Origin of the sequence: Diaphorobacter caeni (assembly GCF_015354245.1) — a bacterium.
In the GTDB taxonomy this organism is placed as follows: domain Bacteria; phylum Pseudomonadota; class Gammaproteobacteria; order Burkholderiales; family Burkholderiaceae_C; genus Diaphorobacter_A; species Diaphorobacter_A caeni.
Genome location: NZ_JADKYZ010000005.1, coordinates 181,707 through 194,596, shown reverse-complemented (window position 1 = coordinate 194,596; position 12,890 = coordinate 181,707). Strand labels below are relative to the sequence as shown.

The following is a 12,890-nucleotide window of genomic DNA, read 5'->3' as shown; positions in this document are numbered from 1 at the left end:
GGCACGGACTCCGCATTCAAGCAGCGGGCAAACGAAGCGTGCAGAACGCCGGAACCAACCGCCCCATGTCCGCGCCTCCAGTCGATTGGTTCATCGGCGCGAGGGACAGCGCCACAACACAGCAAAGGCCTAACGAACGGTCAGCTTGACGGAGCCCACAGGAGAGATGCCGAGGCCCGAGGCGGAATTCTGTGCGATGCCGCTGCCGGTATAGCGCTCCGGTGCCTGCATGCCCTGCGCAGCGGCAGGCGCGGCATGGAGCCCTCTGCGGATGGACTCCTTGGCGGCGGTGACGGACGCGGTGGCACCGGCCGCATGGGCGGTTCCCACGCCCGGCATCATCATCCAAGCGCCCGCCAGCGCGCCCATGCACGCGACCAGCCCGACGATGGCCACCCAGAGCCAGCGTGTGGACACGCCGGCCGACATGGGAGGCGCCACCGGCGCGGTCGACTTCAAATCCATGGGCAATTGCAAGAAACAGATCCTGAGAAAATTCAAATACTTACTTCCCTGCCACCCCGTAGAGGCAACAAACAAGCAACTGGGGGCAGAGGTTAATGGGCAAACATGACAGTTTGGGCAGTAGTCGCAGTAAGTGACGTAAGCAGCTGTGTACGCCTTTTCCCCGGCTTTGCGTCTAGGGAAACTACGAGGCCATCGGCTCATCCAAGGTGGACGCGGCGGTGCTGCTACTGTTTTTCCGCCTCCGCCCGTCTTCCCCTTCTTTTTTTTCTTCTTCTTCCTCTTCCTGCAAGGCCCGCGCCACGCTGGCCGCGAACAATAAAACGGCGGCGGAGAAGTACATCCACATCAACAGCACCACCAGCGAACCGGCCGCGCCGTAGGCCGACACCACGGCGGCCGTCGACAGGTAGAAGGCCAGCGCCTGCTTGCCACCGGTGAACAGAATCGCGCCCACGAACGCGCCGATCCACAGAAACCGCAGTCGCGGCGCGGCGGGGCCACCGATGCGCATCATGCCGACGAACAGCGCCATCGCCACGCCAAAGGCGACCAGCTCGTTGACCAGCTGCAGCAGCATGCCCGAGCCGAACGGCAACCACGCGCTCGCCCAGGTCGCGATGATCTTGATGGCGGTGGAGACGACCAGCGAGATCAGCAGCAGAAAGCCGATCGCCATCACGTAGGCCAGCCCCCGCAGACGCAGCGAGGCCATGTTCCACCAGGCCGGTTTCTCCGTCTTGGGCGGCTCCTTTCCGGCGTACCAGAGGCGATGCAGCGAGTTCTGCAGCTCCACGAAAACGCCGGACGCACCCGAGAGCAGCAGCACGAAACCCGCAATCGAGGCGAACCAGCCCTCGGACGGATTGCGCGCGCTCGACAGCGCCATGCGCACCACCTCCGCGCCGCGCTCGCCGACCACGCCGCTGACCTGCGCGAGCAGGTTGGACTCCAGATACGACTGGTCGATCCACCAGCTCAGCACACCCACCAGCACCAGGAGCAGCGGCGCCAGACTCAGCATGCCGTAGAACGACATCGCCGCGCTCATGCGCAATCCATCGGCATCCAGCCACAGGCCCACCGCGCGGATCAGCGGCGAGGCGACCGCCATGCACTGCTTGCCCCAATCGATCACGCGCTGCTTGAAAGAAGAACTCATGCACGCATTGTGGCCGCGTCCACTTGCACTCACATGTCAGAGCAGGCCGACAAGGCCTATAAACTCGCAACATCAGACAAGAACAGGACCTCTCTTTCACCATGCGCAAGCGCTGCTCGTTGGTCGGCATGCCCGGCTCCGGAAAATCCACGGTTGGACGCCAGCTCGCGCGCCGTCTGAATGTGCCCTTCATCGATCTCGACCAGCGTCTGGAGGAAGTGCTCGGCTCCACGATCCGCCAGTACTTCGAGGAACAGGGCGAAGAGGCGTTCCGCGATCGCGAGGCCCAGCTGCTGGCCGAGCTGACCGGCGCGCCCGGCGACATGATCCTCTCGACCGGCGGCGGTGCCGTGCTGCGCGAGGACAACCGCAGCCATCTGCTCGCCGGTGGCGGCAGCGTGATGTATCTGCGCGCCTCGCCCGACGAGATCTTCAAGCGCATCCGCCATGACAAGACCCGCCCGCTGCTGCAGGTGGCCAATCCGCTGCAGCGTCTGCGCGATCTCTATGCGGTGCGCGATCCGCTGTACCGCGCGGCGTCGCACTACGTCATCGAGACGGGACGCCCCACGGTGAACACGCTGGTCAACATGATCGTGATGCAGCTCGAAATGGACCCGTAATCAACGCGACAGGTACTTGCCCTCGTAGATGCGCCGCGCCTGCACCATGTGGCCGAGCGCGAGCGAGAGAAGCGCTTCGCGGTCGCAGCGCTCGATGGCCGCGACCATCTGTCCATGCTCCTCGCAGGCGCGCGACAGCGCCGACTGGTCGGTGATGGCATAGGCCCGCGCCGGAAAGCTCAGCCAGTCGTGCAGGCGGATCGACTCCTCGATGTAGGGGTTGTCGCAGAGCCCAAAGAACAACCGATGGAACGCCATGTTGGCGCGGTGGATCGCGATCAGGTCACCCGATTGCGTGGCCTCGGCGTGCGCCTGGGCGGCGGCATGCACGGCCGCAAGACGCGCCTCGGCCACCGGCAGCGGCATGGCCTCGACCGCGGCGCGGTGCAGCACCGAGCGGAAGTGGTAGAGCGCCTCCAGGCTCGCGGCGTCAAAGCGGCGGATGCGCGCGCCGATGTGCGGCGGCTTGACCACCACCCCAAGGCGCTGCAGCTCCACGAGCGCCGCACGCACCACATGGCGCTTGGCGTCGTAGTCCTCCATCAGATGGTCCTCGATCAGCCGCGTGCTCGGCAGGATGATGCCGCGGATGATGTCGGTCTCGATGGCCTCGATCACGGCTGCCACGGGCGGTGGCAGCTCGGCATGTGGGAAGACACCCAAGTCGTTTTTCGAAGGATTTCGGGACATAGAACCTGATCACGGTTGCGGCTGCGGGCTGCGTGCGCCCTGCCGATGCAAGGGCCGAAGGTCCGCAAGTGACTGCTGCACGGGCGGATTTCCGGTCGACGCTTTTATCAATAATTTCATCACAAAAATCGGCGACAACGTGCCTGTTGAACTTCGTGAAAACGCTCTCTAGACTGCATCTGCTTTCAAGAATTTTCCAGGACAGTCATGGCTTCCAGCAACACCGAACTCATCAGCACCAACCCCGCCACCGGCGAAGAGATCGCGCGCGTCGCGATCACCTCCATGCAGGAGCTGGACGCGGCCGTCGAGCGCGCCTGGCAGGCCTTTCACCACTCGGGCTGGAAAGAGCTGCTGCCGCACAAGCGGGCTCTCGTGCTCAACAAGATCGCCGACGGCCTCGTCGCCGAAAAGGAATCGCTCGCGCGCCTGCAGATGGCCGACAACGGCAAGCCGCTTGGCGAATGCCGCGGCATGGTGGAATCGGCCATCGGCACGTTCCGCTACTACGCTGGCGTCTGCGAAACGCTGGAAACCGACGTCACGCCGTCGCGCGGAGATTATGTCTCTTTCACGGTGCTGGAGCCGTTCGGGGTGATTGCGGCGATCACGCCGTGGAACTCGCCGATCATGAACGACGCGACCAAGGTCGCTCCCGCGCTCGCCGCTGGCAACGCCGTGCTGCTCAAGCCCTCGGAAGACTCGCCGCTGCTCGGCCCCGAGCTGGCCCGCATCGCGCTCGCCGCCGGCCTGCCCAAGGACCTGCTGCAGGTCGTGCAGGGCCGTGGCGCGGACGTGGGCGCCGCGCTGGTCGCACATCCCGGCGTGCGCATGGTCTCGTTCACCGGCGGCACCACCTCGGGCCGCGCGATTGCCCGCGTGGCCGGTGACAAGCTGATCCCCACTGCGCTCGAACTCGGCGGCAAGTCGCCACACGTGGTGTTCGCCGACGCCGACCGCGAACACGCCGTGGCCGCCGTCGTCGCGGGCATCTTCGGCTCGGCGGGCCAGTCCTGCGTGGCCGGCTCGCGCCTGTTCATCGAAGAGCGCATCTACGACGAGGTCCTCGCGCAGGTCGTCGCCCGCGCCAAGACCATCCGCGTGGCCGCGCCCGATGCCGACGGCGTCGAGATGGGTCCGCTCGCCTCGTTCCACCATCGCGAACGCGTGGTCCGCTTCGTGGACCGTGCCCGCGAGGAAGGCGGCCGCATCCTCTGCGGCGGCGAAGTGCCCACGGGCGGCGTGTTCGACCAGGGCGCCTACTACCCGCCCACCGTGATCGACGGCCTCGGCTACGACGCGGTCTCGTGTCAGGAAGAAGCCTTCGGCCCGGTGCTCGTGGCCCTGCCCTTCAAGGATGAGGCCGACCTGATCGCCAAGGCCAACGGCACGGCCTTCGGCCTCGCCTGCGGCATCTGGACCGAGAGCTTCAAGAAGGCCTGGCGCATCGGCCGCGCGCTCGAAGCGGGCTCCGTGTGGATCAACACCTACAAGCAGTCGGTGACGAGCACGCCGTTCGGCGGCTTCAAGAACAGCGGCATCGGACGGGAAAAGGGCATCGATGGCATGAAGCTCTATGCACAGGTGAAGAGCATGTATTTCGGCCTCCACGAACAACCACTGGCCGTCGCAAAGTAAGCACGAGCAGTAGGCACGAGCGAAGCGAAGTGCCGAACACACCTTTTCAAAACTGACTTCCGGCGGTTGCCCGAGCGGAGTGACGAAGGAACGCAGCGAGTTCCGCCGGATGACTTCAAGGCGCATTTTTGATTACTTTTTGAGCAAGACCAAAAAGTGATTGCCCCGCCGGGGGCAGTCCCGGCCTCCGCCCTCACCGCCCCGGCAGAAGCAAAAAAAGCCGCTTCACTCACAACACCATTCAAGACAAGATGACACAACCAACCAACAACCCAGTCGCCATCTACGGCCTAGGCAACATGGGCTTCCCACTGGCCGAACGCGTGGGCGCCCAATTCGCCACGCAGGTGTTTGACCTCGACGCCGCGGCGCTCGCCCGCGCCAAGGAAAAATTCGGCGGCGTCGCGATCACCTCGCCCGAAGACCTGAAGAACACGACCGTCGTCGTGCTGTGCCTGCCCAACCCGACCATCTCGCTGGCCGTGCTCGCGCAGATCGCGCCGCAGCTGCCGCGCGGCGCCGTGGTGCTCGAGACCAGCACGGTCAACCCCGAGCACATCCACGCCGAACAGAAGGTGCTCGCACCGTTCGGCATCGACGTGGTGGACGCCTCCATCATGGCCGGCGTCGGCCAGATGGTCGCGGGCTCGGCCTCGCTCGCGCTCGGCGGTGACGAGCAGGCGATTGCACGCGCACAGGGCGTGCTCGACGCCATCGCCACCAAGCAGGTCTACTTCGGCGCACTCGGCGCAGGTGCCGCAGCCAAGGTGATCAACAACGCCGTCGCCCACGCCGTGATGGTCGTGGTGGCCGAAGCCGGCGCCATGGCCACCGCCTCGGGCGTGGATTGCCAGAAGCTCATCACCCTGCTCTCCGATGCACAGATGGGCCTGCACCGCCCGCTCACCTACCGCTACGCCGACCGCATCGTCAACGGCGACTACGCAGGCGGCATGCCGCTGGACGCCGCCCGCAAGGACTCCGTCCTCGCCCTGCAACTCGCGCAGACGCTGGGCGTGCCGCTGTTCGCCATTCAGGGCTCGCACAGCGTCTACGACATGGGCGTGGCCGCAGGCCACGGCCGCGATGACTATGCCGCCGTAGCCAAGCTCTGGGCCGACTGGGGATGCCCGACCGTGCCAGCAAAAAAGGCATAAGAACGACCGCCAAGTGGGTTGGAGATTTCAACAGCGGGCCTTCAAAGTGAACCTGCCGCCGGAACCCACAACCACAACGGCGAGACAGGGCTTGAGACGAGGCGTCGCCGACGCAGACAGTACTTCCGTACGGCAAGGTGGCGCAACGAAGGATCAAGCCCTGTATCGCCGCCCAACAACGACCAACCCATCGAAGCCGCAAGGCTTCGTCACACCAATAACCAAGGGGAACAAAATGTCCATGTCCTTCAAGAACTTCACCCGCCGAGCAATGACTTTGGCCGTTGGCGCGCTGGCCATTGGCGCCGCCACCAGCTCCTGGGCCGCATGGCCCACTGACAGGCCCATCGAGCTGGTCGTCGGCTTCGCCGCTGGCGGCGGCACCGACATCACGGCCCGCACGGTCGCCCAGTTCCTCACCACCAAGACCGGCGCGCGCGTCGTCGTGGTCAACAAGGCGGGCGCCTCGGGCGAGATCGGTCTGGCCTACGTCGCCAAGGCCAAGCCCGACGGCTACACCCTCGGCATGACCAACATGCCCGGCCTCGTGACGCTGCCCATCGAGCGCCTCGGCAAGGGCCAGTTCAACAATGGCGATTTCGCCTACATCGCCAACATCGTGCGCGACCCGAGCGCGTTCAGCGTGCTCGCTTCGAGCAAGTACAAGAACCTGAACGACCTGATCGCCGACGCCAAGGCGCGTCCCGGCGAGATCACCTACGGCTCGACCGGCGTGGGCACGGACGATCACCTCGCGATGGTGCTGTTCCAGCGCCTGACCGGCGCGAAGTTCAACCACATCCCCTACAACGGCGCGGGCCCGCTGCGCACGGCCGTGCTCGGCGATCAGGTGGTGATCGGCGGCATGAATCTGGGCGAGGTGATGCCTTTCCGCGAGAAGGTGCGCATCCTCGGCCAGGCCAGCCCCGATCGCGCCAAGCTCGCACCCGACGTGCCGAGCTTCAAGGAGCAGGGCGTGAATCTGGTGTTCAACTCCGAGCGCGGCATCGTCGCTCCCAAGGGCATTCCTGACGACGTGAAGACCAAGCTCACCGAAGCCCTGCGCGACATCGCCAAGGACCCCGAGTTCCAGAAGCAGATGAGCAACCAGTTCACCGAGATGGACTACCTCGAGGGCGATGCGTGGAAGGCGCGACTTGACAAGCAGACCGAAGGCTTCAAGACCATCTGGGCCGAGTCGCCCTGGTCCGACAAGTAAATCGCGTCGCTCGGATCGACGAAGCGACAGCTCGACCGGTCACTGCGTGGCGCCCAGATGCGTGAGCAGACTGCGCATCGACGGCGACAGCCGTGACCAGTCGCGCCAGCACAGGCACAGGTGGCGCTGCGCCCAGGCATCCGTCAACGGGATGATCCTGAAGGGATGCTGGCGCCTGTAGCGCCGCGCCACGCCGATCGGCAGAATGCCCACGCCGATGCCGTGCGAGACCATTTCACAGACGCCCCCGAACGTCTTCATGCGGATGCGCAGCGCGATGTCGCGCCCCGCGCGGCTGGCGTGCTCCGCAATGTGCTCCTGCAGCGCACTGCCGCTCGTCAGGCCCACGAACTGCTCGCCGAGCACTTCGTTGAAGGCCAGCGACCTGCGGCCCTCCTTCGCGAGCCGGTGCTCGGCGGGCGCAATCAGCACCAGATGATCCTTGACGAGCGGCTGCAGCTGCAGATCCAGCCCCTGCGTCTGCACCACGTCGGAGACGATGCCCGCCTCAATCAGCCCGCTCGAGATGCCATGCGAAATCTCGGTGCTGGTGCGCTCTTTAAGATCCACCCGCAGCCGGGGCCGGGTCGCCAGCCACGGTGCGAGCTGGCGCGGCAGATACTCCGTCAACGCCACCGTGCTCGCGTAGAACACCAGCGTGCCGCGCGAGCCGCGCGCGAAATCGCTGAGCTCGCTCCTGAGCAGCTCCTGCTGCTGCAGAATGCGCCGAGCATGGTGCGCAAGCGCCTCGCCTGCCTCGGTGGTGATCACGCCGCGCGGCCTGCGTTCGAGCAGTTGCACGCCCGCGTCTTCCTCGATGCTGCGCAGCCGCTCGCTGGCGGAAGCCAGCGCGAGATGCGCGCGCGCCGCGCCCTGCGTGATGCTGCCCGCGTCCACCACGCAGAGAAACAGGCGAAGGTCGGACAGATCAAGTCGCATGGGTCGGGCTCTTTCGGATCGGTGGATCGGTGAGTCGGTGAGTCGGTGAGTCGGTGAAACGGTGACGCGGCAAGGACAGGGCAACGCCTTCGGCTGAACCGAAGGCTCGCGGCAAACAACCGCATTGTGCCAAGCGCGCTGCATCGATTCAATCCAGCCCCATGGACAGCCATTTCGCGACTGTTCCATGAAAGGAAAGAGGAACCCGCCATGCAAGCTTCCCCACTCAAATCCCACCCCACCGGATCGCATCTGGCGCTGCTGGCCCTGTGCACCGCGCTCGCGCTGGCGCGGGGCGTCTCGGTCATCGGCGACGCACAGGCTGCCGACCTGACGAGCCCGCCGACGCACTCGCCCGAGCAGGTCTACCAGATGGCGCTGGAAGCGCGCACCGAGCGCGACTACCCCGCCATGCTGCGCCTGCTGCGCGAAGCCGGTGAGGCGGGCGAGGTCCGCGCGCAGGAGCTGCTCGCGAGCGTGCTGCTCGCCGACCCGGGCCTCCACGGCAATGCGATCGCCACCGATCCCTGCGAGGCCCGCCGCTGGGCGCTCCGTGCGGCTGCGCAGGGCAGCGAAGTGGGCAAGCACCAACGAGCGCTGATCCATGGAATGCGCGATGCCTCCAGAAGCTGCGCGGCGGGCTGAGTGCCTGCCAACCCAAATGGTCGGTGGTTTCAAATAGCTGCAATACCTACGCAAATTCACCCATTTGGGTGATATGCAAGTCGCGCCGCTTGGCCTAGCATCGGCAGCACTCCGAATTGCCCATGCTCCGCCGTGAACACCCGAACGCCCGATCCCGCATCCTCTGACGACCATTTCGCGCCCAGCGCAGGAGCGGGGCATTGACGCGCTGGCTGCGTTGTTTCATGGCCCTGTGCCTGATGGTGCTGGCCGGTGGGCTGACACCCGCGTCGGCGGCGCAGCACGCGCCGGGCGCCTGCACGCCGCGCATCTTGGAAGTGCAGGCGGCCAAGGCTCCGGGTGATGGCGGCATCCGTCCCTCCGACGGCTGGGAGAAGGCCAAGGTGCCCGACTCGATGAACCGCCGCTGGCCCGGCTACGACGGCTCGGCCTGGTATCGCGTCGACTTTGACGCCTCCGCCTGCAGCGTGCCGGTGGCGCTCGGCATTGACGGCATCGGCGTTGCGGGCGCGGTGTACATCAACGACGATCTGCTGTGGCGCGACCCGTCGCTCGTCGAGCCGCTGTCGCGCAGCTGGAACGTGCCGCGATGGTGGGTGCTGCCCGCGGCGTCGCTGCACGCCGGAGTGAATTCGGTATGGCTGCACGTGGTGGGCCTTGCCGCCGTTGGCTCCGGGCCGGGTGCGCTGCGCCTGGGCGACGAAGCCAGCGTGCGTGCGCAGTTCGAACACGCGCAATGGCACCAGCGCACCATCTACGCCATCAACGCCGTGCTCTGCGGCATGGCGGGCCTGCTGTTTCTCCTGGTCTGGCTGCTGCGCCGCAAGGAGCCCGCCTACGGTTGGTTCGCGCTGATGTCACTGGCCTGGCTTGCCTACCTCAGCACCTACCTCGCCGCCTCGCCCTGGCCGTTTGCCGATTCGATCATGCGCTCGCGCGCGTCGATGGTGGCGCTCATCGTCTACGTGCTCGCCGCCTGCCTGTTCACCTTCCGCTACGGCGACCAGCGTCTGCGCTGGGCGGAGCGTGCGCTCTGGGTGCTTGCCGCCGTCGGCTCGGCGGCCTCACTGCTCGCGCCGCGTGCAGATGCCTCCGCCTGGTGGGGCGTGATCTGGCAGGTGGCGATGACGGTGTTTCTGCTCAATGCGCTGCAGTTCCAGTGGCATGTCTGGCGCGGCCCGCGCGAGCGGCCACGTCGGCGCCGCGACATGCTGCTGGCGCTGGTCTGGCTGGTGTTCGTGGTCGTCGCGCTGCACGACCTAAGCGGCATGCTCGGCTTCTGGGAGGTCGCGCGCAACTGGGCGGCGCTGAGCGGCCCCCTGATCATCGCGCTCATCATGCTGGTGCTGGGCACGCAGTTGGTGCAGGAGATGCGCGGCGTGGAGCGTTTCAATCGCGCGCTGGCCGACGGCATCGCCAACGCCCGCACGGAACTCGCCCAGGCCAACGAGCGCGAGCACGCTCAGGCGCTGCACAACGTGACGCTGCAGGAGCGCATGGGCATTGCGCACGATCTGCACAACGGGCTCGGCGCGAGCCTGGTGCGCGGAATGGCGATGGTGGAGCAGGCCAGCGAGCCGCTGCCCAACGAACGCGTGCTCTCCATTCTGAAGACGCTGCGCGATGACCTGCGCCAGATGATCGACTACAGCGCCAGCGGCGGCGCAGACACCGCCGTGCCCGACACGCCCGTGCAATGGATCGCGCCGCTGCGCCACCGCTTCACCCGCATCTTCGATGAGCTAGAAGTGGACAGCAGCTGGCAGGTCGCACCGCAGTGGCTGGACCCCGCACTGCGCCCGAGCGTGCTGCAAAGCCTCAACCTCTCGCGCCTGGTCGAAGACGCCCTCTCCAACGTCATCAAGCACAGCCGCGCCACCCGCGTGCGCGTGCGCTGCGAACAGCCGGACGCCACGCGCTTCGTCGTCTGCGTGGAGGACAACGGCGTCGGTTTCGACGTCACCAGCATGCAGCAGCAGCGCACCAGCGTCGGCATGCGCAGCATGACCGCCCGCGCCGCACACATCGCCGGCACGCTGACGATCGAATCCGGCACCTGCGGAACCCAGGTCGCCGTGGAAATCACGCTGCACAACAAGCCCTCCGACAGCGCCTTCGCACGGCTCTCCAGCTGACGAAGCGATCAGGGTCACGCTCAGAAAAGCAACAGCTTCACCCAGGGCGCGGCCAGCACATTGACGGCCCCGGCGATCATCATCACCAGAGACGCGACCACCGCAGGCGCTTCACCGCCCCATTGGCGGGCCTTGGCGACACCCGCGCCGTGGGCCGCACCGCCGAAGATCGAACCGGCGGCGAGCTTGCTGCGCACGCGGGGCAGCAGGCGCAGAACGGTCTCGCCCATGAGCATGCCGCTCACGCCGGTGAGCAGCACGAAGAGCGCCGCCAGATCGGTGGAGCCGCCGAGCACCTTTTCCGCCTCGATGGCGAACGGGGTGGTGATGCTGCGCACGGCCAGGCCCTTCTGCAGCTCCTCCGAGAGGCCGAACCACTGGGCGAACAGCACGGTGGTGCCGACCGAGACGACGCTCGCCACGACCACGCCGGTGGCGATCGACATCCAGTGCTTCTTCATCATCTGGCGGTTCTCATACAGCGGCAGCGCGAACGCCACCGTCGTGGGACCGAGCAGCCAGACCAGCCAGTGGGTCTGGGCGATGTATTGCGGATAGCTCACATGCGTGGCCAGCGCGAGCGCGATCAGCACGATGGGCGTCGCCACGATGGGCATGAGCAGCGGATGCGGATGGCTGCGGTAGACGCGCTTGTTGGCCCAGTAGCAGCCCACGGTGGCCAGCAGCGACAGCAGACCGATCATTTCATTGGACAACATGGAATTCACTCCTTGGGCGACCCCAGGTGCGCGTCACGGGTGGAGCGGCGACGCGCGAACCACAGTTCAAGCCGATAGACACGGTCCACCGCAAGCGCGGTGACGACCATCACGCAGGCCGTGCTGGCGACGATCACGGCCAGAATCCGCAGGCCCTGATGGCGCACCAGATCGCCGTATTCGGTGATCACCAGCATCGCGGGCACGAAGAACAGCAGCATCTCTGCGAGCAGCCAATGGGTGCCGCCTTGGAGCCACTGCACTTTGACGAGACCGGTGAACAGCCCCACCGCCAGCAGCCCGAAGCCGATCAGACCGGCCGGCATGCTCCAGCCAAAGCGCTGGCGCACCAGGTCCATGGCGGCCCAGATGCCGCTGAGCAGCATGATCTGCAGCACGATGCGTGCGCCCTGCCGGAGCGCAGCCCACCACGCGGGCGCGTGGGCCAGAGCGTTGGAGGTTTTGGAAGTCATGCCCAGAGTCTAGGGTTTTCACTTACATTCGTAAAATGACTTATTCTTATTTTTTCCATTCTCTTTTAGAATAGCTATCCCGCCATGGACCTGCGAGCCCTGCGCTACTTCATCGAAGTCGTCCGCCAGAACGGCTTCACCCGCGCCGCCAGCGCGCTGCACGTGACCCAGCCGACCATCAGCAAGATGGTCAAGGCGCTGGAAGACGAGCTCGGCGGCCCGCTGCTGCTGCGCGAGGGCCGCAGCGTGCGGCTCACGGACGCGGGCAAGGTGGTCTATGGGCACGGCCTCGCGCTGCTCGACGAGGCCAGCCGCCTGCGCCAGGAGGTGGCCGAAGTCGACGGCATCGCGCGCGGCGAACTGAGCGTGGGCATCATGCCGACGGCGGGGCACTACATGGCTCCGGTGGTCGCGCTGTTCCAGAAGCGCCATCCGGGCGTGGCCCTGCAGGTGGACGAACAGGGCGCCAGCGCGCAGAGGCAGGCGCTGCTCGACGGCCAGCTCGACATGGCGCTCGGCCTGCTGAGCGGACCCGACCCCGAGCTGCAGACCACGACCATCGCCCGCCAGACGACGCGCGTGGTCATGGCGGCGCACCGGGTGGACGATGCGAACGCGCCGCTTGCCTGGCGCGATCTGCAGGGCGAACCCTTCGTGCTCTACACGCCCGGCTTCAAGCTGCACCAGGCGGTGCTCGAGCACTGCGCACTTGCGGGTTTCGAGCCGCACATCCGCATGCAGTCGCGCTACTGGGACTTCATCGGCGACCTGGTCGCGCAGGACGTGGGCATCGCCGTGATGTTCGAGCACGTGATCGCCCGCTACGACCCGACGCGCGTGGCAAGCCGTCCGCTGGTCGATCCCGCGCTCAGCTGGGACGTGGCGCTGATGTGGCGCCCCGGCTATCTCTCACGCGCGGCGCGGGCGTGGCTGGAATGCGTGCGGGAGATCTATCCCGCGTCGTCCATGGCCGCGCTGCAATGACGGCCGCGCCGCCTTTTTTCTTTCTGGGTCGCGTGCGCCAC

At 66.4% G+C, this 12,890-nt stretch carries 13 protein-coding genes; 7 read left to right on the top strand and 6 right to left on the bottom strand.

Annotated features, from left to right (window positions below; all coding sequences use genetic code 11):
- Positions 1-129 precede the first annotated feature (129 nt).
- Both ISG32_RS14120 and ISG32_RS14115 read right to left on the bottom strand, forming a co-directional pair.
- On the bottom strand, positions 130-465 hold the full coding sequence (locus ISG32_RS14120) for a hypothetical protein (RefSeq protein WP_194771665.1): 336 nt from the start codon (positions 463-465) through the stop codon (positions 130-132).
- Between the two features lie 184 nt (positions 466-649).
- Entirely contained in the window at positions 650-1,627 is a 978-nt protein-coding gene (locus ISG32_RS14115; RefSeq protein WP_194771664.1) for a YihY/virulence factor BrkB family protein, read from the bottom strand.
- A gap of 101 nt (positions 1,628-1,728) precedes the next feature.
- Here ISG32_RS14115 and ISG32_RS14110 point away from each other — a divergent pair, with 101 nt between their 5' ends.
- Complete coding sequence (locus ISG32_RS14110) at positions 1,729-2,250, top strand: shikimate kinase (protein ID WP_194771663.1); 522 nt, start codon at positions 1,729-1,731, stop codon at positions 2,248-2,250.
- Here the strand turns inward: ISG32_RS14110 and ISG32_RS14105 are convergent, their stop codons facing one another.
- Positions 2,251-2,913: a GntR family transcriptional regulator gene (locus tag ISG32_RS14105; RefSeq protein WP_194771662.1), complete on the bottom strand. Its 663-nt coding sequence runs from the start codon at positions 2,911-2,913 to the stop codon at positions 2,251-2,253. It lies immediately after the preceding gene.
- Between the two features lie 234 nt (positions 2,914-3,147).
- Here ISG32_RS14105 and ISG32_RS14100 point away from each other — a divergent pair, with 234 nt between their 5' ends.
- The 3 genes from ISG32_RS14100 to ISG32_RS14090 all read left to right on the top strand — a co-directional run bounded on the left by ISG32_RS14100 (position 3,148) and on the right by ISG32_RS14090 (position 6,954).
- Entirely contained in the window at positions 3,148-4,578 is a 1,431-nt protein-coding gene (locus tag ISG32_RS14100) for an aldehyde dehydrogenase (RefSeq protein ID WP_194771661.1), read from the top strand.
- 251 nt (positions 4,579-4,829) lie between these two features.
- On the top strand, positions 4,830-5,735 hold the full coding sequence (locus ISG32_RS14095) for an NAD(P)-dependent oxidoreductase (RefSeq protein WP_194771660.1): 906 nt from the start codon (positions 4,830-4,832) through the stop codon (positions 5,733-5,735).
- A 241-nt stretch (positions 5,736-5,976) separates the two neighbouring features.
- Positions 5,977-6,954, top strand: coding sequence for a Bug family tripartite tricarboxylate transporter substrate binding protein (locus tag ISG32_RS14090; protein WP_228529821.1), 978 nt, complete (start codon positions 5,977-5,979; stop codon positions 6,952-6,954).
- A 39-nt stretch (positions 6,955-6,993) separates the two neighbouring features.
- Here ISG32_RS14090 and ISG32_RS14085 read toward each other — a convergent pair whose 3' ends face one another.
- Positions 6,994-7,893: a LysR family transcriptional regulator gene (locus tag ISG32_RS14085; RefSeq protein ID WP_194771658.1), complete on the bottom strand. Its 900-nt coding sequence runs from the start codon at positions 7,891-7,893 to the stop codon at positions 6,994-6,996.
- Positions 7,894-8,103: 210 nt separating this feature from the next.
- Between ISG32_RS14085 and ISG32_RS14080 the strand changes: the two genes are divergently transcribed.
- Together ISG32_RS14080 and ISG32_RS14075 are read left to right on the top strand one after the other, a co-directional pair.
- Positions 8,104-8,538: a sel1 repeat family protein gene (locus tag ISG32_RS14080; RefSeq protein WP_194771657.1), complete on the top strand. Its 435-nt coding sequence runs from the start codon at positions 8,104-8,106 to the stop codon at positions 8,536-8,538.
- Between the two features lie 200 nt (positions 8,539-8,738).
- Entirely contained in the window at positions 8,739-10,673 is a 1,935-nt protein-coding gene (locus ISG32_RS14075) for a sensor histidine kinase (RefSeq protein ID WP_228529820.1), read from the top strand.
- Positions 10,674-10,693: 20 nt separating this feature from the next.
- On the opposite strand, the gene ISG32_RS14070 is transcribed toward ISG32_RS14075, so the two are convergent.
- Positions 10,694-11,392: an LrgB family protein gene (locus tag ISG32_RS14070; RefSeq protein WP_194771656.1), complete on the bottom strand. Its 699-nt coding sequence runs from the start codon at positions 11,390-11,392 to the stop codon at positions 10,694-10,696.
- Positions 11,393-11,397: 5 nt separating this feature from the next.
- The gene (locus ISG32_RS14065) at positions 11,398-11,865 is read right to left on the bottom strand and encodes a CidA/LrgA family protein (RefSeq protein ID WP_194771655.1); all 468 of its coding nucleotides are present in this window, start codon (positions 11,863-11,865) and stop codon (positions 11,398-11,400) included.
- Positions 11,866-11,949: 84 nt separating this feature from the next.
- On the opposite strand from ISG32_RS14065, the gene ISG32_RS14060 reads away from it, so the two are divergent.
- Positions 11,950-12,849: a LysR family transcriptional regulator gene (locus ISG32_RS14060; RefSeq protein ID WP_194771654.1), complete on the top strand. Its 900-nt coding sequence runs from the start codon at positions 11,950-11,952 to the stop codon at positions 12,847-12,849.
- The last annotated feature ends 41 nt before the right edge of the window (positions 12,850-12,890 follow it).

Excerpts from the sequence above, each read along its gene's own strand:
- ISG32_RS14070 (WP_194771656.1), bottom strand. The coding sequence starts at position 11,392 with ATGTTGTCCAATGAAATGATCGGTCTGCTGTCGCTGCTGGCCACCGTG.
- ISG32_RS14100 (WP_194771661.1), top strand. The coding sequence starts at position 3,148 with ATGGCTTCCAGCAACACCGAACTCATCAGCACCAACCCCGCCACCGGC.
- ISG32_RS14095 (WP_194771660.1), top strand. The coding sequence starts at position 4,830 with ATGACACAACCAACCAACAACCCAGTCGCCATCTACGGCCTAGGCAAC.
- ISG32_RS14115 (WP_194771664.1), bottom strand. The coding sequence starts at position 1,627 with ATGAGTTCTTCTTTCAAGCAGCGCGTGATCGATTGGGGCAAGCAGTGC.
- ISG32_RS14085 (WP_194771658.1), bottom strand. The coding sequence starts at position 7,893 with ATGCGACTTGATCTGTCCGACCTTCGCCTGTTTCTCTGCGTGGTGGAC.
- ISG32_RS14080 (WP_194771657.1), top strand. The coding sequence starts at position 8,104 with ATGCAAGCTTCCCCACTCAAATCCCACCCCACCGGATCGCATCTGGCG.
- ISG32_RS14060 (WP_194771654.1), top strand. The coding sequence starts at position 11,950 with ATGGACCTGCGAGCCCTGCGCTACTTCATCGAAGTCGTCCGCCAGAAC.
- ISG32_RS14065 (WP_194771655.1), bottom strand. The coding sequence starts at position 11,865 with ATGACTTCCAAAACCTCCAACGCTCTGGCCCACGCGCCCGCGTGGTGG.
- ISG32_RS14110 (WP_194771663.1), top strand. The coding sequence starts at position 1,729 with ATGCGCAAGCGCTGCTCGTTGGTCGGCATGCCCGGCTCCGGAAAATCC.
- ISG32_RS14120 (WP_194771665.1), bottom strand. The coding sequence starts at position 465 with ATGGATTTGAAGTCGACCGCGCCGGTGGCGCCTCCCATGTCGGCCGGC.
- ISG32_RS14090 (WP_228529821.1), top strand. The coding sequence starts at position 5,977 with ATGTCCTTCAAGAACTTCACCCGCCGAGCAATGACTTTGGCCGTTGGC.